Genomic DNA, 17628 nt, shown 5'->3' with positions numbered 1-17628 from the left:
GCGTTGTAGGAGCGCACCCGGGCGCGACGCGGCGTTACCGGCAATGCCGTCGCGCCCAGGTGCGCTCCTACAGGCAACGTGAGCTGCCGGGACGCGCGGTGCACGGGGCCGACTGCCTTGCAGCAGCGTATGGGGTCGGCGGCGCGCGTGCTGCCTGCCATGCACCACGCTGGCTTGCGCGCAGACCCGACACTCAGGTCAGCGCGGTCATCACACCACGCTGGTAGGCAGGCCGCATCTGCAAGCGCTGATACCACGCCTGCAGATGCGGCAGCGCGGGGCGCTCGATCGGCATTTCGAACCAGGCGTAGATGAAGCTGCCGAGCGGAATATCGCCCATCGCAAACTGCGCGCCGGACAGATACGGCTGCTGCGCCAGGGCCGCATCGGCGCGTGCCAGCAGTTCGCCCGAGCGCGTCAGCGCCGCGGCGATGCGCGCAGGATCACGCTCGGCCTCCGGTGTGCGCAGCACGCCCCAGAACAGGTCGCGAAACACGCCGGCAAACGTCGAGGTGGTCCAGTCCATCCAGCGATCGCCCAGCGCGCGTTCGGCCGGCGCCTGCGGATACAGGGCCGGCGCATATTGCGCGGCCAGGTAACGCACGATCGCGTTGGACTCCCACAGCACCAACTCGCCATCCTGCAGCGTCGGCACCAGGCCGTTGGGATTCAACGCGTGATAGGCGGGCGTGTCGTTATGACCAAACGCACCGCCGACTTCGATGGAGGTATACGACAGCCCGGCTTCTTCGGCGCACCACAGCACCTTGCGCACATTGCTGGAATTACGCCGCCCCCATAGCGTGATCGGGCCGTTGCCTGCAGCCGATGGCGTTACAGCATCAGCCATGGTCATTTCCCCGCTGCCGGCTTGGGCGTGGTGCGCGCCGGGCGCTTTGTGGAAGTCGCCTGCGTAGCGACAGCGGCCGCTGGCTGCCCTGTTTTCGCCCGCCCGCCCTTGGGCGCATCACGCACCCACAGGGCTTGCTCGTCCTGCTTGATCTCGAACAGGCCGATCGCACGCACCAGGTCGCTGAGTTTGCGATAGCCGTAGTTGCGTGGGTCGAACGAGGCCTGGTTGGCCACCTGCTTGCCCACCGCACCCAGATGCGCCCAGCCATCGTCTTCGCAGGCACTGTCGATCGCATTGCGCAGCATCTGCACCAGCCGGGTGTCGCCGCGCAGCGCGGTGGCGTCCTTGCGGCCGGCGGCGGTGTCGCTGGCCGCTGCCGCCTGCTCGCCCAGCGCTTCGACATAGGTGAACTTGGAACAGGCATTGACGAACGGCGCCGGGGTTTTCTTTTCGCCGAAGCCATACACCTTCATGCCATCGGTGAGCAGCCGCATCACCAGCGGAGTGAAGTCCGCATCGCTGGAGACGATCGCAAAGCCATCCAGGTTGCGCGCATACAACAGGTCCATCGCATCGATCACCATCGCCATGTCCGAGGCGTTCTTGCCCGAGCTGTAGGCAAATTGCTGGATCGGCCGGATCGCATATTCGTGCAGCGCCGCTTCCCAGTTCTTCAGGTGCGGGCTCTTCCAGTTGCCGTAGGCGCGGCGCACGTTGGCCACGCCATAGCGCGCCACTTCGGCCAGCACCACGTCGATCTTGCCGGCCGGCGCGTTGTCGGCATCGATCAGCAGGGCGATGCGTTTGTCGGGATTGTCGATCATGGTCATTCCTCGAAGGTGTCGGCAGAGTCGGTGTCGCTGGCGGTGTCGCTTGCGTCGTCCGTTCCGGTGGCGTCGGCATCGGCCGATGGCAGCGTGTATTGGCTGCCATCGTGCATGGTCAGCACGCCATCGCTCAGGATCTCGCGCTCGGCCCCGCCGCTGACCCAGGTGGCATGCACGCGGCCGCGGCCGCGATCGCCCTCCACCGTGAACACGAAATCGTCGGCGCCCGGCGCCAGACCGGTGCGCACCAGATCCACCCGCATCGTATGGATCCGGCCGATCTGTTCCTGCACCACCGCATCGTCCTGCAACGCGGCGCGTGCCTGATCGGCGAACAGCGACCAGCCGAAGACGATCAGCCAGCCCAGCGCGCCCAGCACCACCATGCCGAACAGCACCACGCAGGCCCCCAGCCCGATCAGCCCGATCGTGACGCCACTGACCTGCTTTCCGGGCGTCCGCGCGGCAGCCGCTGCCATCGCGGGCGAAGAAGGTGGTGGTGGCAACGGTGGGGGTAATGCCGGCATGCGGTCACCAGGTCGATGGGATGCGACATGATGCCGCAGGCGGGACGCCTTCAGGCGTCATGTTCATTGCCGATGCGGCATGCTGATGCGCCCGCGTCGCATTCCATCAGACCTGACGATGACTACTTCCCCCTCCCAAGCTCCGCTGCACCTGGTGGTGGTCGGTGGCGGTTTTGCCGGCTTATGGGCCACCCGCGCGCTCGACGATCCCGGCATCCGCATCACCCTGATCGACCGCCAGAACCACCATTTGTTCCAGCCGCTGTTGTATCAGGTCGCCACCGCCGGCCTGTCGGCACCGGATATTGCCGCGCCGCTGCGCCACATCCTGCGCGAACAGCGCAACGTCGAGGTGCTGCTCGGCGACGTTGCCGAAATCGCACCGGCCCGCCGCGAAGTGGTGCTCGCCGATGGCAACGCGCTCGGCTACGACATGCTGCTGCTGGCTACCGGCGCCACCCATGCCTACTTCGGCAACGATCAATGGGCCGAGCACGCGCCCGGCCTGAAGACGCTGTACGACGCGCTGGTGCTGCGGCGCAAGTTGCTGCTCGCCTTCGAGCGCGCCGAAGCCGAATCCGACCCGGCCGCACGCGCAGCCTGGCTGAGTTTTGCCGTGGTCGGCGGCGGCCCGACCGGCGTCGAGCTGGCCGGCACGCTGGCCGAGATCGCCCGCCACACGCTCAAGAACGAATTCCGCCATATCGACCCGCAACAGGCGCGCGTGCGCCTGGTCGAAGCCGGCCCACGCGTGCTGCCCTCGTTCCCGGACGATCTCACCGCCAAGGCGCGCAAGCAGCTCGAGCGCCTGGGGGTGGAAGTGCACACCGGCACTCCGGTCACCCATATCGATGCGCTGGGCTACCAGTTGGGCGACACCTTCGTGCCTGCACGCACGGTGGTGTGGGCCGCCGGCGTGGCCGCATCGCCGCTGGCGCGCACGCTCGGCGTGCCGCTGGACCGCGCCGGCCGCGTGCTGGTGCAGCCGGACCTGAGCGTGCCCGGCCACCCGGAGATCTTTGTCGGCGGCGACCTGGCCGCGGTCCAGCAGGACGGCCGCCCGGTGCCGGGCGTGGCACCGGCGGCAAAGCAGATGGGCAAGCACATCGCCAAGGCGATCCGCGCCCGCCATCGCGGCCAGCCTGCACCGGCCTTCCGCTATCAGGACTACGGCAACCTGGCCACGATCGGCCGCATGGCCGCCATCGTGCATGTCGGCAAGCTCAAGCTCTCCGGCATCGTGGCCTGGTGGTTCTGGCTGGCCGCGCATGTGTACTTCCTGATCGGCTTCCGCAACCGCTTCGTGGTGCTGGTGAACTGGGCGATGGCGTACTGGAGCTACCAGCGTGCCGCGCGCATCATCTTCGGCGGCGCCACCGACGACCCGCCGCCCAGCAGCAAGGACGGATGACAGCGCCGCAGGCCGTACGCGATGCTGTGCGGCCTGATGCGACGGTCTGATCGTGGCCACTCTCCTGTTCCTGCTGGATCTGCTCGGTACCTTCGTGTTCGCCCTCAGCGGCGCCACCGTGGCGGTGCGCAATCGCCTGGATCTGTTCGGCGTGCTGGTGCTGTCGTGCGCGGCGGCGGTGTCCGGCGGCATCGTGCGCGATGTGCTGATCGGCGCCACCCCGCCAGCGGCGCTGGTGCATCCGCAGTATCTGCTGGTCGCCTGCCTGGCCGGCGTGGCCGGGTTCTACTGGCATGCGGCGGTGGAACGGCTGCGCAACCCGGTGCAGCTGTTCGACGCGGCCGGGCTGGCGCTGTTTGCGGTCTACGGCACCAGCAAGGCGCTCGACTACCAGCTCAGCCCGCTCAGCGCGACCTTGCTGGGCATGCTCAGCGGCATCGGCGGCGGCATCGCCCGCGACCTGCTGGTGGCGCGTACGCCGGTGGTGCTGCAAGCCGAGCTGTACGCCGTCGCCGCGCTGGCCGGTGGCGGCCTGGTCGCAATCGGGCACGTGCTCGCGGTGCCGCAGGCCTGGTCGCTGGCGACCGGCGCGCTGGTCTGTTTCGGGCTGCGTTTCATGGCCATCCGCTATGGCTGGCACCTGCCGGTGGCGCGCCTGCCGGAGTAGCGCAGGTGGGCGCAGCGCGCGGTCGATCATCGGCGAACAACCACGACGAAGCACCACGCGTCTTCGGACTCGACGCAGCACCGGCAGCCCACATGCAAACGGCCCGGAAAACCGGGCCGTTTGTGCAACACCTGCAGCATGATCGAAGGATCAGGCCACGAACAGTGCCTTCATCTTCTTCAGCGCGTTCGCCTCGATCTGGCGGATACGCTCGGCCGACACGCCGTACTCGTCGGCCAGCTCCTGCAGCGTCACCTTGGAGTCGGAATCCAGCCAGCGACGCTTGACGATGTCGCGCGAGCGCGTGTCCAGGCCGGCCATGCCTTCGCGCAGCAACTGCAGCTGATTATCTTCGCTGTCGTGACGCTCGTAGGCCTGCGACGGATCTTCGTCGTTGGCCACCAGGTAGCTCACCGGCGACGGCGGGCCGTGATCGTCGTCTTCGTCGGACGAGGCATCGAAGCCGATATCGCGACCGGACAGACGCGACTCCATCTCCATCACTTCGCGCTCGGAGACGTTCAGGTCCTTGGCAACGGCCGTCACTTCGGAAGCATTGAGCCAGCCCAGGCGGGTCTTGGACTTGCGCAGGTTGAAGAACAGCTTGCGCTGCGCCTTGGTCGTGGCGACCTTGACGATGCGCCAGTTCTTCAGGATGAACTCGTGCATCTCGGCACGGATCCAGTGCACTGCGAAGCTGACCAGGCGCACGCCCATTTCCGGGTCGAAGCGCTTGACCGCCTTCATCAGGCCGATATTGCCTTCCTGGATCAGGTCGCCCAGCGGCAGGCCGTAGCCGTTGTAGCCGCGAGCGACGTGCACCACGAAGCGCAGGTGGGAATGGACCAGTTCGCGCGCGGCATCCAGATCCAGCTCGTCACGGAAGCGACGGGCGAGATTCTGTTCCTCATCGACCGACAGCACCGGGATCTGGTGCACGGCACCGATGTAGGCGTCCAGCGAACCGAGCGCACTGGGAATCGGGAGATTGTTTGCCACAAGGGCAGTCGAGGTAATCTGGTTCATAGGGCACCATCTTAGCAGTCGAACTATTGGACTGCCGGGTACAGGAAGAGTTCCCAGCGTTCCATTTATAGGACGTTCGGGCTTTTGGCATCGCCGTCGTTCTACGGCGCAGTTTCCGAATTCTGGCCCCTACGCTACCACCGCGGCCCTGCGCAGACCGTGACAATCACGTCGCGAAATGCAACGACGCCAGCGCCGTTCAGCCGCTGGCCGAAGTGGTGTCCAGCGTGTTGCGCGGCGGCAGCGACCAGTCGATCGGGCCCAGCCCGCGGCGCTGCAGGTGTTCGTTGGTCTTGGAAAAGTGCTGGCAGCCCAGAAAGCCGCGATGCGCCGACAACGGCGACGGATGTGGGGCCTTGAACACGCGATGGCGCGCCTGGTCGATGACCTTGCCCTTGGACTGCGCATAGCTGCCCCAGAGCAGGAACACCAGGCCTTCGCGCTCGCGGTTGAGGGTTTCCACGACATGGTCGGTAAAGCCTTCCCAGCCCTTGTTCTGGTGCGCGCCGGCCCGGCCCTGCTCCACCGTCAGCACCGCATTGAGCAGCAGCACGCCCTGGCGCGCCCACGGCATCAGATAGCCATGGTCCGGCCGCGCAATCCCCAGGTCGTCCTGGATCTCCTTGTAGATGTTGAGCAGCGACGGCGGCACCGGCACGCCGGGCAGCACCGAAAAACACAGCCCATGCGCCTGGCCTTCGCCGTGATACGGGTCCTGGCCCAGGATCACCACCTTGACCTGCTCGAACGGGGTGGCGTCGAAGGCGGCAAAGATCTGCGGACCCGGCGGGAACACCCGCGCCCCGGCCGCCTTGCGCTGGCGCAGGAATGCAGACAGCGCCTGCATCTCCGGGCGCAGCAGCCAATCGCCCACCCGCGCCTTCCATGACGGTTCCAGCTGGATACGCGCTTCCACTTCAGCCACTTCGGTCATAGCGTGACGGCCTGGTCCTCGAGCCGTGCCAGGCGCAGCTGGAACAGCACCTTGGTCACCAGCAGACGTTCTTCGATGGGTTTTTGCACCAGATCGTTGGCGCCGGCGCGCAGCAGTTCGGACTGGTTGCGCGGATTGGTGTCGCCGGTCATCACCAGCACCGGCAGGCGGCGCTTGCCGTAGGCGAAATCGATGCGGATGCGCTCGACCACGTCACGGCCGTTGAGCTCGCCCTTCAGGGTGACGTCGGTCAGCACCACGTCGATGCGGCGTTCGGTGCGGCCCAGCGATTCGGCGGTCAGCAGCGCAAAGGCGTCCTCGGCGGTGAGTACGTGGATGACCTTCAGGCTCTGCCGCTCGAGCATGCGCTTGGTCGCCTCGGCCACCACCCGGCTGTCCTCGATGTACAGCACGGTCGCGCCGACCACCGGCTCGGGCTGCACATAGCCGCGGATGAAGGTCGCCAGGGCTTCGTGGCCCAGCGCCTTGTCGAAGTAGTCGGTGACGTACTCGGTGAAGCGACGCTCCACCAGATGCTGCTGCGCATCGCCGGAGACCACGATCACCGGCACATAGGCCTGGCCGGCCGCCTCGCGCACGCTGCGCGCCAGTGTCAGGCCGTCACCGTCGGGCAGCGACAGCGAGGTAGTGACCAGATCCACCGCACCGGCTTCCAGCGCCTGGCGCGCTTCGGCGATGCTGGAGCAGCCGATCACCTGCACGTTGGGCAGGTCGCGCTGCAGCACATCGGCGATCAACTTGCGCACCAGCTTGGAGCCATCGACCACCATCACGCGCGGCGCGTCGCTGATCAGATGCTTGAGATCTGGTGGATGCATGGCAGGCCTCAGGTCTCGGTGGGACGGGTCTGGCGAAGGAAATGACCGGTGACCAGCCAGGCGCCCAGCCAGCCCAGGACCAGGGTGCCGACCAGCACCATCGCAGAATGCAGCAGATCCAGCCCGTGCAGGGTAAAGGAGCTGCCGTAACTGTCGGCCAGGCTCGCCAACGGCGCGCGCAGCGCCAGCCCGGAGGCGGCGATCAGCGCCAGCGCCACGGCGCCGGCACCGAGCCCGTACCAGGCACCCAGATACAGGAACGGGCGCCGGATGAAGCCATCGCTGGCGCCCAGCAACTGCAGCACGCCGATTTCCTCGCGCCGCGACTGGATATCCAGCCGCACCGTATTGCCGACCACCAGCACCGCGCCGATCCCCAGCAGTGCCGACAGCACCTGCACCAGCCGCTCGCCGAAATGCAGCCAGCCATCCAGGCGCTTGCGCCACAGCGCGTCGTGCTGCACCTGGTCGGCCTGCGGCAAGGCCTGCAGTGCGCCGGCCAGTTGCGCATCGTCGGCCGTCTCGGTGGGCGTGACGATCAACAGCGTGGGCAGCGGGTTGTCGCCGAGTGCGTCGATCGCCTCGTCGAGCTTGGCGCTCTCGCGCAGCTCGGCCAGCCCCTGCGCCGGCGTGCGCAACGTGACCTGGGCAACGTCCGGGCGGCCACGCAGTTCACCGGCCAGCGCCTGCGCGGCCTCGGCACCGATCTCGACCTTCAGGAACAGATTGATCTCGCGCGACTGCTGCACGCTGCCGGCCAGCAACTTGACGTTGTCCAGCGCGATCGACAACCCCAGCGGCAAGGCCAGCGCCAGCGCCATCACCACGATGGTCAGCAAGGTAGCCCAGGGCTTGCGCATGGCCCGCCCCAGGCTGAAGGCGATGCTGTGCAGATGGTGGTCGATCCACACGCCGAACCGCGAGGGGGCGACGGCTTCGGTATTGGCGGGCTTGCTCATTCGGCCAGATCCTGCGGCGAGATGTCGTCGACCAGCCGGCCGTGGTCCAGGATCAGCACGCGCTTGCGCATCTGCTTGAGCAGGGCCAGATCGTGACTGACCACCAGCACGCTGGTACCGCGTGCCGGCAGCTCGGCGAACAACTGCATGATTTCGGCAGCCAGTGCCGGGTCGAGATTGCCGGTGGGCTCATCGGCCACCAGCAGGCGCGGCTCGCCGACGATGGCGCGGGCAATGCCCACGCGTTGCTGCTCGCCGGCCGACAACTGCGACGGCAGCGCCTTCTCGCGATGGGCCAGCCCGATCCGCTCCAACGCCGAACGCACGCGCTTGCCGATCTCGGCACGGCGGGTGCCGCGCAGGATCAACGGCAAGGCCACGTTCTCGGCGATGCTGCGGTCGTTGAGCAGGCGATGGTCCTGGTAGACCGCACCCACCTGACGACGATGCAGCGGAATCTGCCGGCCGCGTACCTTGAGCAGGTTGCGCTCGCCCAGCAGCACCGTGCCCTGGCTGGGCCGCTCGCTGAGATGGATCAATTTGAGCAGGGTGCTTTTGCCGGCGCCGGAATGGCCGGTCACGAACAGCATCTCGCCATCGGCCACTTCGAAGCTGACATCGGTCAGCGCCTGGTGGCCACCGGCGTAGTGCTTGCTGACGTTGTCGAAACGCAGAACGGTCATTCAGCGATTATGCCGGAGCGCCAGCGCTTGCGTCGCATCGCCGGAGCCCGGCAATGCGACGCAGGCCGCAGGCGATCAGTTGCCGGACACCAGCGAGCGCAGGCGACGGCCGATGCGGCTCAACAGCGATGGGCTGCCGGACGGCTTGGCGGCGCTGCGCACCGGCTTGGCGACCACCTGGGTGGGCTTGCGCGGTGCGGCAGGTGCGGCGACCGGTGTGGAGGCCACTGCCGGCTCGGCACCTTCGACCGGACGGCCGTTGCGACGACGGCGCCGCTTGCGTGGTGCGCGCTCGGCATCGGCCACGATGGTGGAAGGCGCCTCGACCGACGCCGCAGCAACCACCGGCGTTTCGGCCGGCGCTGCCGCTGCCGGAGCTTCGCCCTCCACACGCGGCTTGCGACGCGGACGCGGCTTGCCATCGGCACTGCCGCCGTCGCGACGACCGCCGCCACTGCCGCTGCGCGCTGCGCCACCCGGGCCGCTGCGACCACCGCCGCGACGCTGCTCTTCGGCGGCCCGCTGCTCGCGCGCCTCGCGGAAGATCGTACCCACGCTGTCGCCAGCGTCGTCATCGGCCTCCTCGCCTTCCACCGGCGCGCGCGCGGTGCGCGGCAGCGGCGTCAGCAGCTCGGCGGTCACCGGCTCGACCGGGATCTTCTGCTCGATATAGGCCTCGATGTCCGGCAGGCTCATCGCATAGCGCTCGCAGGCGAAGCTGATCGCATCGCCTTCTTCGCCCAGCCGCGCGGTGCGGCCGATGCGGTGCACGTAATCTTCCGCATCGAACGGCAGGTCGTAGTTGTAGACGTACTTGACGCCATCGATGTGCAGGCCGCGCGCAGCCACGTCGGTGGCGACCAGGATCTCGAGCTGGCCCTTCTGGAAGCGGTTGAGCAGCGACTCGCGCTTCTTCTGCGGCACATCGCCCGACAACACGCCGACCCGGTAGCCATGCCGCTCCAGCGTGCGCGCCACGCGCTCGACGAACGCCTTGGTATTGACGAACACCATGGTGCGCGCGCCTTCGCTACGCGACAGCAAGCCCAGCAGCAAGGTCTGCTTTTCTTCGTCGGACGGGAAATAGATGCGCTGGCGCACCCGTGCGGCGGTGATGGTCTCGGTTTCGACCACCAGCTTTTCCGGCTCGTTCATGTGCTCGTAGGCGAGCTCGAGCACGCGATGGCTAAGCGTGGCCGAGAACAGCAGGGTCTGCCGGGTGCCGCGCTCGGGCATGCGCCGCAGCAGGAAGCGGATGTCCTTGATGAAGCCCAGGTCGAACATGCGGTCGGCTTCGTCCAGCACGCAGATCTCGCAGGCGTGCAGCGAGACCACCTTGTGCTGCTTGACGTAGTCGATCAGCCGGCCCGGGGTGGCGATGATCACGTCCACGCCCTGCTGCAGCAGCTCGCGCTGCTTGTCGTAGTCCACCCCGCCGTAGACCAGTGCAAAGCGCAGGCCCAGGTCGGCGCCGAACTTGACCGCATCCTTGTGGATCTGGATCGCCAGCTCGCGGGTGGGCGCCAGGATCAGCGCGCGCGGGTCTTCCGGCTTGCGGTCGGCCAGCGCCGGGCGGATCAGCAGGCGGTTCATCACTGCCACCAGGAACGCCAGGGTCTTGCCGGTGCCGGTCTGGGCCTGGCCGGCGACATCGCCGCCCGGCAGCGCGACCGGCAGGGTCAGCGCCTGGATCGGGGTACAGCGGGTGAACCCGGCGCTCTCCAGCCCGGTGATCAGCGCCGGATGCAGGTCGAACGTGGAAAAAGTCAAATCGGTCAGCGGTTTGTCGCTCATTATTCCGTCTTCGTGAGGCGCCCTGGGCAGCCCGGGCGCGGCTTGCATCGATGCCGACAGCGTCGCAAACTGCGGCTGTTGTGGCGGACAGCGCGGCTTCAGGACTGACACTTGATTCAGTCGCGCAATGCCCCAGTTTAACGCAATGTAGCGGCCTGCCCGTTCGGGCGGGCCGTTTTGGTTTCCAGGAGACCCAACGTGAGCGACAAGGTTCAACATGTCGGCGATGCCGACTTCGATACAGCTGTACTGCAATCCGGCGAACCGGTACTGGTGGATTTCTGGGCCGAGTGGTGCGGACCCTGCAAGATGATCGCCCCGGTGCTGGACGATCTGGCCGATACATACCAGGGCAGACTGAAGGTTGCCAAGGTCAATGTGGATCAGAACCGCGCCCTGGCCATCAAGTACCACGTGCGCTCGATCCCGATGCTGTTGCTGTTCAAGGACGGGCAGGTGCAGGCCACCCAGATCGGTGCGGTTGGCAAGGGCCAGCTGACCCAGATGATCGACAAGACCCTGGGCGGCGCGGCCGCCTGAGCGAGTGGGCGTCCAGCGATGGGCGCCCCGTGATGCGCCAGCAGTTAAATCCTGCTGAGGCAGGCGCTTGCGCGGTTGCGCGCAGCGGTGATAGTGTCAGTTGATCCGGAGCACGTTCGTGCGCCGACGTACCCCTCTAGAAACCTCTTCTAGACTCCCATCACCTAAAGTTCGCCCCCCAGCCGGGCGCTCGCACTCTTAGCGAGGAATCACGCACTTGTCCGATCATCCTTCCTCCGATACCGGGAGCAGCGTCGACGCTCCTGTCGAGAAGCGCGTGCGCAAGCCGCGCGTGAGCAAGACCGCCGCTGCCACCGACGATGGTGGCGCGCAGCAGCCCAACCTGCCCTTGCCCGCCAGCCCCGCACCCGAGACCCCCCGTGCCCCGCAGGCACCGTCGCACGCTGCCGACCCGGCACCGGCGCAGACGTCCGGCGATGGCGCCTCCTACGCCGGTAACGCCCCCAGCGCCAGCCAGGGCAACCAGGGCAACCAGGGCAACGACAACACCCATGGCGACTCCCGCGAGGGTGGCCAGACGCAGCAGCAGCGCTTCAATCAGGCGCAGCAGCAGCAGAACCAGAATCAGGCACAACACCGGGGCCAGGGCCAGAACCAGGGTCAGCCCCAGGCGCAAAGTCAGGGCCAGGACCAGGGCCAGAATGGCGGCCAGAACCCGCAAGGCCAGGGCCAGAACCAGCAGGGCAACCGCCGTGACCGCTTCCGCAACCGCCGTGACCGTGGGCGCGACCGCTTCGGCAACGAAGGTGGCGGCGGCATGCCGTCGTCGGATGGCAGCAACGAGCCGTTCGTCGCGCGCCCGCACCCGGCGGTGCCGGAAGGCTTCCCGGTCTATTCGCTAAGCGATCTCAAGCGGATGCCGGCGCAGAAGCTGCTGGATATCGCCGATCAGCTCAACATCCAGGAAGGCGTGGCGCGCGCACGCAAGCAGGACGTGATCTTTGCCCTGCTCAAGGTGCTGACCCGCCACGGCGAGGGCGTTGCCGCCGACGGTGTGCTGGAAATCCTGCCCGACGGCTTCGGCTTCCTGCGTGCCGCAGAAGCCAGCTACCTGGCCGGCCCGGACGATACCTATATCTCGCCCAGCCAGATCCGTCGCTTCAACCTGCGCACCGGCGATCACCTGTCCGGCCGCATCCGCTTCCCGAAGGACGGCGAACGCTATTTCGCGCTGTCGATCGTCGACACCATCAATGGCGAGCCACTGGAAGCCAGCAAGAACAAGGTGCTGTTCGAGAACCTGACCCCGCTGTTTCCACGCCGGCGCTTCCGGCTGGAGCGTGGCGATGGGTCCACCGAGGACATCACCGGCCGCATCCTGGATCTGATGGCGCCGCAGGGCAAGGGCCAGCGCGCGCTGATCGTCTCCCCGCCCAAGGCCGGCAAGACGATGATGATGCAGCAGGTGGCCACGGCCATCACCAGCAATCATCCCGAAGTGCACATGATCGTGCTGCTGATCGACGAGCGCCCGGAAGAAGTGACCGAAATGCAGCGCACCGTGCGCGGCGAGGTCATCTCCTCCACCTTCGACGAACCGGCCGCGCGCCACGTGCAGGTTGCCGAGATGGTGATCGAGCGCGCCAAGCGCCTGGTCGAGCACAAGAAGGATGTGGTGATCCTGCTCGACTCGATCACCCGCCTGGCACGCGCCTACAACAACGTGGTGCCCAGCTCCGGCAAGGTGCTCACCGGTGGTGTGGACGCCAATGCCCTGCACCGTCCCAAGCGCTTCTTTGGTGCGGCCCGTAACGTCGAAGAAGGCGGCTCCCTGACCATCATCGCCACGGCGCTGGTGGAAACCGGCAGCAAGATGGACGAGGTGATCTACGAAGAGTTCAAGGGCACCGGCAACAGCGAAGTGCACCTGAACCGTCGCATCACCGAAAAGCGCGTGTACCCGGCGATCGACATCAACCGCTCGGGCACGCGTCGCGAAGATCTGCTGATCGAGCCGGAGCTGCTGCAGAAGATCTGGATCCTGCGCAAGCTGCTGCACCCGATGGACGAAATCGCGGCAATGGAATTCCTGCTGGACAAGATGAAGACCACCAAGTCCAACGACGAGTTCTTCAGTTCGATGAAGCGCTGATCCGGTCGGCGTTCTTGATACAAAAAAGCCCCGCACTGCGGGGCTTTTTTGTGGGTACGGGGTTTGTACGGGCAGGCACTTCGCATGGCCCATGCCATGCAGGTCGACATCGGGCGGCTACGCCAGACGACGCGAGTCCGCGTAGGGCGGCGTGTCCGGATAATCATCCTCGCGCAGCCGGGTTTGCAGGTCGCGCCACCATTGCGGGTCGAACAACTCCGGGTGCAGGTGCTTGACCGCTTCCAGCTGCGAGGGCGGCAGGCCCATGAACAGCGCGAAGCGCTCGGGAAACACGTCGCGCGGGCCGACATGGAACCAGGGCTCGGCGGCCATCTGTTCTTCGTAGGTGGTGGCGGTTGGCCAGTCGCGGAAGGTGCATTCGGTGATCAGGCACAGCTCGTCGTAGTCGTAGAACACCGCGCGCTGATGGCGGGTGATGCCGAAGTTCTTCAGCAGCATGTCGCCGGGAAAGATGTTGTTGCGCGCCATGTCCTTGATCGCCTGGCCGTAGTCCAGCGCGGCCGCATGCGCGGCTTCGGGCAGCTGTTCGCGCAGGTAGAGATTGAGCGGGCGCAGGCGGCGCTGCACGTAGCACAGCGCGATCAGCACGTCCTGGCCATCTTCGCTCAGGCTCGTCGCACAGCTGGTTTGCAGCTCGTCCAGCAACGCTGGCGAGAAACGTGATTTGGGAAACCGCAGGAAACGATACGGCTGCGCGTCCAGCAGGCGGCCGATGCGATCGAGCTGGAACACCAGCTCGTACTTGCCCTCCACCTGCGCGCGGCTCATGGTCTTGGGATAGGCGAAGCGGTCGCGAATCAGCTTGAACACCAGCGGATAGCTGGGCAGCGTAAACACCACCATGACCATGCCGGGCGTGCCGTCGGCATGCACCAGCTGCTCGGAGGGATGCGCCTGGAAATGGCTGAAAAACGTGCGATAGCGTTCGGTCTTGCCCTGCTTGGCGCGCCCGAGCATCGTGTACAGCTCGTCGACCGGCTTGTGGGTAAGCAGGCTGCGCAAGAACACCACCGCGTCGCCGACGGTGGCCAGATCGGCCTGGAAGTAACTGCGCGAGTTGCTGAACAATTGCGCGACGTCGCTGCGTTTGGTCAGCACCGCTTCGGCACGCAGGCCGGCGTCGTTGTTGACCAGGGCGATGACGCATGGCGAGAAGCGATGTTCGCCGAACACCCGGCCGACCAGGTAGGCGCGCCGCTCGCGATAGAACACCGTCTCCAGCAGCTCCACGCTGCGCACCGGGTGCTCGCCCCAATGCGCGAGATCGTCGAGCAGGCGCACCGCGATCGCCGCTGCACAGCGGGTGCGATGCGCATACGGAACGTCGAAGGAATAATCGCCGAGCACGCACACCAGCATGTCGGTCAGCCGGCCGGGCGAGACCGCATAGGTGTGCCGCGCAACCGGCACCGTGATCGCATCGGTCGGCTCGATATCCAGCGCGATGAATTCGATCTCCGCATCCACGCCGTGGGTGCCGAAGTAACGCCGGGTCAGGGTGTTGTAGAAGGTCTTGTACAACTCCTGGTCGATCAGCCCGCGCAGCAGCGCGGCGTAATGCACGCGTGCGCGCATCCACAGCGCGCGATCGTGCGCCTGCCCCAGCAGCACCGCACGCAAGCGCAGCATGCATTCGCTGATGTACTGGTCGTACAGCGCGATCCGCGCCACCGCGTCATCACGTGCGCCGCTCCAGTCGCGCGTTTCGAAGCGCTGTTTGGCGCGTGCGGTGATCTCGGCAAACCGGGCGTGGTAGTCCTCGAAGGCCTCGTACACGGCATGGGCGATCGCCAGCGCACGGCGCTCGGACTGCGGCGGTAACGGGAGCTGGCTCATGGCCGCAGTGTACCCAGCGCATGTTGCGGCGTGCAGCCGAGAGCAAGGATCAATCGAACAGGCGCACAGTGGGCCAAATGCCCAGGCCGCTCGCAACGAGGCGCAGGACCCCTCGCAGGCAAGGCATTGCTAGGTCGCGAGACCTGGCACGCAACGACCGCGTTCTCGCGGTTGCACGCAAACGCCGGAAACGGCAAGGCCCGCCTCTCATCGAGGCGGGCCCTGCCTGTCGCATCGCTGCACACACCGCCGACAGGCGGTGCGCCGGATCAGGCCTTCAGCGTGGCCAGCACGTCGTTGAAGGTTTTACTCGGGCGCATCGCCTCGCTGACCTTGGCCAGATCGGGGTGGTAGTAGCCGCCGATCTCGACCGGCTTGCCCTGGGCGCCGTTGAGCTCGGCCACGATGGTGGCTTCGTTCTCGGTCAGGGCCTTGGCCAGCGGTGCGAACTTGGCCTGCAGGGCGGTGTCCTCGGTCTGCGCAGCCAGGGCCTGCGCCCAGTACATCGCCAGATAGAAGTGGCTGCCGCGGTTGTCCAGTTCACCGACCTTGCGCGCTGGCGACTTGTTGTTGTCCAGGAACTGGCCGTTGGCCACGTCCAGCGCCTTGGCCAGCACCGTGGCCGACGGGTTGTCGTAACGGTTGCCCAGATGCTCCAGCGAGGCGGCCAGGGCCAGGAATTCGCCCAGCGAATCCCAGCGCAGGCTGTTCTGTTCGACGAACTGCTGCACGTGCTTGGGCGCCGAGCCACCGGCACCGGTCTCGAACAGGCCGCCACCGGCCATCAGCGGCACGATCGACAGCATCTTGGCGCTGGTGCCCAGCTCCAGGATCGGGAACAGGTCGGTGAGGTAATCGCGCAGCACGTTGCCGGTGACCGAGATGGTGTCCTGGCCCTTGCGGATGCGCTCCAGCGAGAAGGTGGTCGCTTCCACCGGCGGCAGGATGCGGATATCCAGGCCGTTGGTGTCGTGATCCTTCAGATAGGTTTCAACCTTGGCGATGACCTGCGCATCGTGCGCGCGGGCCTTGTCCAGCCAGAACACCGCAGGCGTCTCGCTCAGGCGCGCACGTTCGACGGCCAGCTTGACCCAGTCCTGGATCGGCGCGTCCTTGACCTGGCACATGCGCCACAGGTCGCCGGCTTCCACCGCATGTTCGAAGACAGTAGCGCCGGTGTCGTCGGTGACCTTGACGGTGCCGGCGGCGGCAAGCTGGAAGGTCTTGTCGTGCGAGCCGTATTCCTCGGCCTTCTGCGCCATCAGGCCGACGTTGGGCACCGAGCCCATGGTGGACGGATCGAATGCGCCATGCGCCTTGCAGTCATCGATCACCGCCTGGTAGACATCGGCGTAGCAGCGATCCGGGATCACCGCCTTGGTGTCCTGCAGCTTGCCTTCGGCATTCCACATCTGACCGGAGTCGCGAATCATTGCCGGCATGGATGCATCGACGATCACGTCGCTGGGCACATGCAGGTTGGTGATGCCCTTGTCGGAGTTGACCATCGCCAGGGCCGGACGCTGCGCGTATTCGGCCTGGATATCGGCCTTGATCTGCGCCTGCTGCGCTTCCGGCAGCGTGGCGATACGGGCATACAGATCGCCGATGCCGTTGTTGGGATCGAAGCCGACCGACGCGAGCGCATCGGCATGCTTGCTCAACGTGTCCTTGTAGAACTCGCCGACCACCACGCCGAACAGCACCGGGTCGGAGACCTTCATCATGGTGGCTTTCAGATGCACCGAGAACAGCACATCCTTGGCCTTGGCATCGGCGATCTGCGCGTCGATGAAGCTGGCCAGCGCGTGCTTGCTCAAGACGGCGGCATCGACGATCTCGCCGGCCTTGACCGCGACCTTGTCCTTCAACACGCTGCTGCTGCCGTCCTTACCGACGAACGCGATCTTCAACGCGCCGGCGGCCGCCACGGTGGTGGATTGCTCGCTGCCAAAGAAATCGCCGTCGTCCATATGGGCCACGTGCGACTTCGAATCGCTGCTCCACTTGCCCATGCGGTGCGGATGCTTGCGTGCGTAGTTCTTCACCGACAGCGGCGCGCGGCGATCGGAGTTGCCCTCGCGCAGCACTGGATTGACCGCGCTGCCCTTGACCTTGTCGTAGCGCGCCTTGATGTCCTTTTCGGCATCGTCCTTGGGCGTGTCCGGATACGCCGGCAGCGCATAGCCCTGGCCCTGCAGTTCGGCGATGGCGGCCTTGAGCTGCGGCACCGAGGCGCTGATGTTGGGCAGCTTGATGATGTTGGCTTCCGGCGTGGTGGCCAGCGCGCCCAGCTCACCGAGGTCGTCGGCGATCTTCTGCGCGTCGGTCAGGTGTTCGGGAAACAGCGACAGGATGCGGCCGGCCAGCGAGATATCCCGGGTTTCGACCACGATGCCGGCGGTATCGGTGTAGGCATCGATGATCGGCAGCAGCGACTGCGTGGCCAGATACGGTGCTTCGTCGGTGAGCGTGTAGATGATCTTCGGTGTCTTCGACATAAGGTGCGAGGGCTCGTGTGGTCGGAAGGAGCGCCATGTTCACGGCACCGCATTGGCGTGCGCGACGCAGGTCGCTGATGGCACGCCGATCGGCCTG

15 protein-coding genes are annotated in these 17628 nt (G+C 66.4%); 4 read left to right on the top strand and 11 right to left on the bottom strand.

Annotated features, from left to right (window positions below; translation table 11 throughout):
• Positions 1 to 193: 193 nt before the first annotated feature.
• From CPBF1521_RS17590 to CPBF1521_RS17580, 3 genes are read right to left on the bottom strand one after another with little or no spacing between them, the layout of a single operon-like run.
• Positions 194 to 856, bottom strand: a complete 663-nt coding sequence (locus tag CPBF1521_RS17590) for a glutathione S-transferase family protein (RefSeq protein ID WP_104584091.1) — start codon at positions 854 to 856, stop codon at positions 194 to 196.
• A complete protein-coding gene (locus CPBF1521_RS17585) occupies positions 853 to 1683 on the bottom strand; it encodes an NYN domain-containing protein (protein WP_181116610.1) in 831 nt (276 codons plus the stop codon). Before CPBF1521_RS17585 ends, CPBF1521_RS17590 begins: the two co-directional genes overlap by 4 nt.
• Entirely contained in the window at positions 1680 to 2207 is a 528-nt protein-coding gene (locus CPBF1521_RS17580) for a hypothetical protein (protein ID WP_115677796.1), read from the bottom strand. The genes CPBF1521_RS17585 and CPBF1521_RS17580 overlap by 4 nt, the downstream gene beginning before the upstream one ends.
• Before the next feature lie 118 nt (positions 2208 to 2325).
• On the opposite strand from CPBF1521_RS17580, the gene CPBF1521_RS17575 reads away from it, so the two are divergent.
• Entirely contained in the window at positions 2326 to 3618 is a 1293-nt protein-coding gene (locus tag CPBF1521_RS17575) for an NAD(P)/FAD-dependent oxidoreductase (RefSeq protein ID WP_115677795.1), read from the top strand.
• A 52-nt stretch (positions 3619 to 3670) separates the two neighbouring features.
• Complete coding sequence (locus CPBF1521_RS17570; protein WP_104598890.1) at positions 3671 to 4285, top strand: trimeric intracellular cation channel family protein; 615 nt, start codon at positions 3671 to 3673, stop codon at positions 4283 to 4285.
• A gap of 150 nt (positions 4286 to 4435) precedes the next feature.
• On the opposite strand, the gene rpoH is transcribed toward CPBF1521_RS17570, so the two are convergent.
• From rpoH to rhlB, 6 genes are all read right to left on the bottom strand, one after another.
• A complete protein-coding gene (gene rpoH / locus CPBF1521_RS17565) occupies positions 4436 to 5311 on the bottom strand; it encodes an RNA polymerase sigma factor RpoH (protein WP_024938885.1) in 876 nt (291 codons plus the stop codon).
• Between the two features lie 199 nt (positions 5312 to 5510).
• Complete coding sequence (gene ung, locus CPBF1521_RS17560) at positions 5511 to 6236, bottom strand: uracil-DNA glycosylase (protein ID WP_115677953.1); 726 nt, start codon at positions 6234 to 6236, stop codon at positions 5511 to 5513.
• A 5-nt stretch (positions 6237 to 6241) separates the two neighbouring features.
• A complete protein-coding gene (locus CPBF1521_RS17555) occupies positions 6242 to 7084 on the bottom strand; it encodes a response regulator (protein WP_164739090.1) in 843 nt (280 codons plus the stop codon).
• An 8-nt stretch (positions 7085 to 7092) separates the two neighbouring features.
• A complete protein-coding gene (gene ftsX, locus CPBF1521_RS17550; RefSeq protein WP_104584095.1) occupies positions 7093 to 8043 on the bottom strand; it encodes a permease-like cell division protein FtsX in 951 nt (316 codons plus the stop codon).
• Complete coding sequence (gene ftsE / locus CPBF1521_RS17545; RefSeq protein ID WP_104584147.1) at positions 8040 to 8726, bottom strand: cell division ATP-binding protein FtsE; 687 nt, start codon at positions 8724 to 8726, stop codon at positions 8040 to 8042. The genes ftsX and ftsE overlap by 4 nt, the downstream gene beginning before the upstream one ends.
• Before the next feature lie 75 nt (positions 8727 to 8801).
• A complete protein-coding gene (rhlB, locus tag CPBF1521_RS17540; RefSeq protein WP_115677794.1) occupies positions 8802 to 10520 on the bottom strand; it encodes an ATP-dependent RNA helicase RhlB in 1719 nt (572 codons plus the stop codon).
• A gap of 198 nt (positions 10521 to 10718) precedes the next feature.
• Here rhlB and trxA point away from each other — a divergent pair, with 198 nt between their 5' ends.
• Entirely contained in the window at positions 10719 to 11060 is a 342-nt protein-coding gene (gene trxA, locus CPBF1521_RS17535; RefSeq protein WP_005923050.1) for a thioredoxin TrxA, read from the top strand.
• A 217-nt stretch (positions 11061 to 11277) separates the two neighbouring features.
• Entirely contained in the window at positions 11278 to 13173 is a 1896-nt protein-coding gene (gene rho, locus CPBF1521_RS17525) for a transcription termination factor Rho (protein ID WP_166765914.1), read from the top strand.
• Between the two features lie 117 nt (positions 13174 to 13290).
• On the opposite strand, the gene aceK is transcribed toward rho, so the two are convergent.
• Both aceK and CPBF1521_RS17515 read right to left on the bottom strand, forming a co-directional pair.
• A complete protein-coding gene (aceK, locus tag CPBF1521_RS17520; protein WP_115677793.1) occupies positions 13291 to 15030 on the bottom strand; it encodes a bifunctional isocitrate dehydrogenase kinase/phosphatase in 1740 nt (579 codons plus the stop codon).
• Between the two features lie 269 nt (positions 15031 to 15299).
• Positions 15300 to 17531 carry an NADP-dependent isocitrate dehydrogenase gene (locus tag CPBF1521_RS17515; RefSeq protein ID WP_115677792.1) on the bottom strand — a complete coding sequence of 744 codons (2232 nt, stop codon included), beginning with the start codon at positions 17529 to 17531 and terminating at the stop codon, positions 15300 to 15302.
• Positions 17532 to 17628: the final 97 nt, after the last annotated feature.

It is taken from the genome of Xanthomonas euroxanthea (genome assembly GCF_900476395.1).
GTDB classification, from domain to species: Bacteria; Pseudomonadota; Gammaproteobacteria; order Xanthomonadales; family Xanthomonadaceae; genus Xanthomonas; species Xanthomonas euroxanthea.
This window is presented reverse-complemented; position numbering and strand designations above follow the sequence as displayed.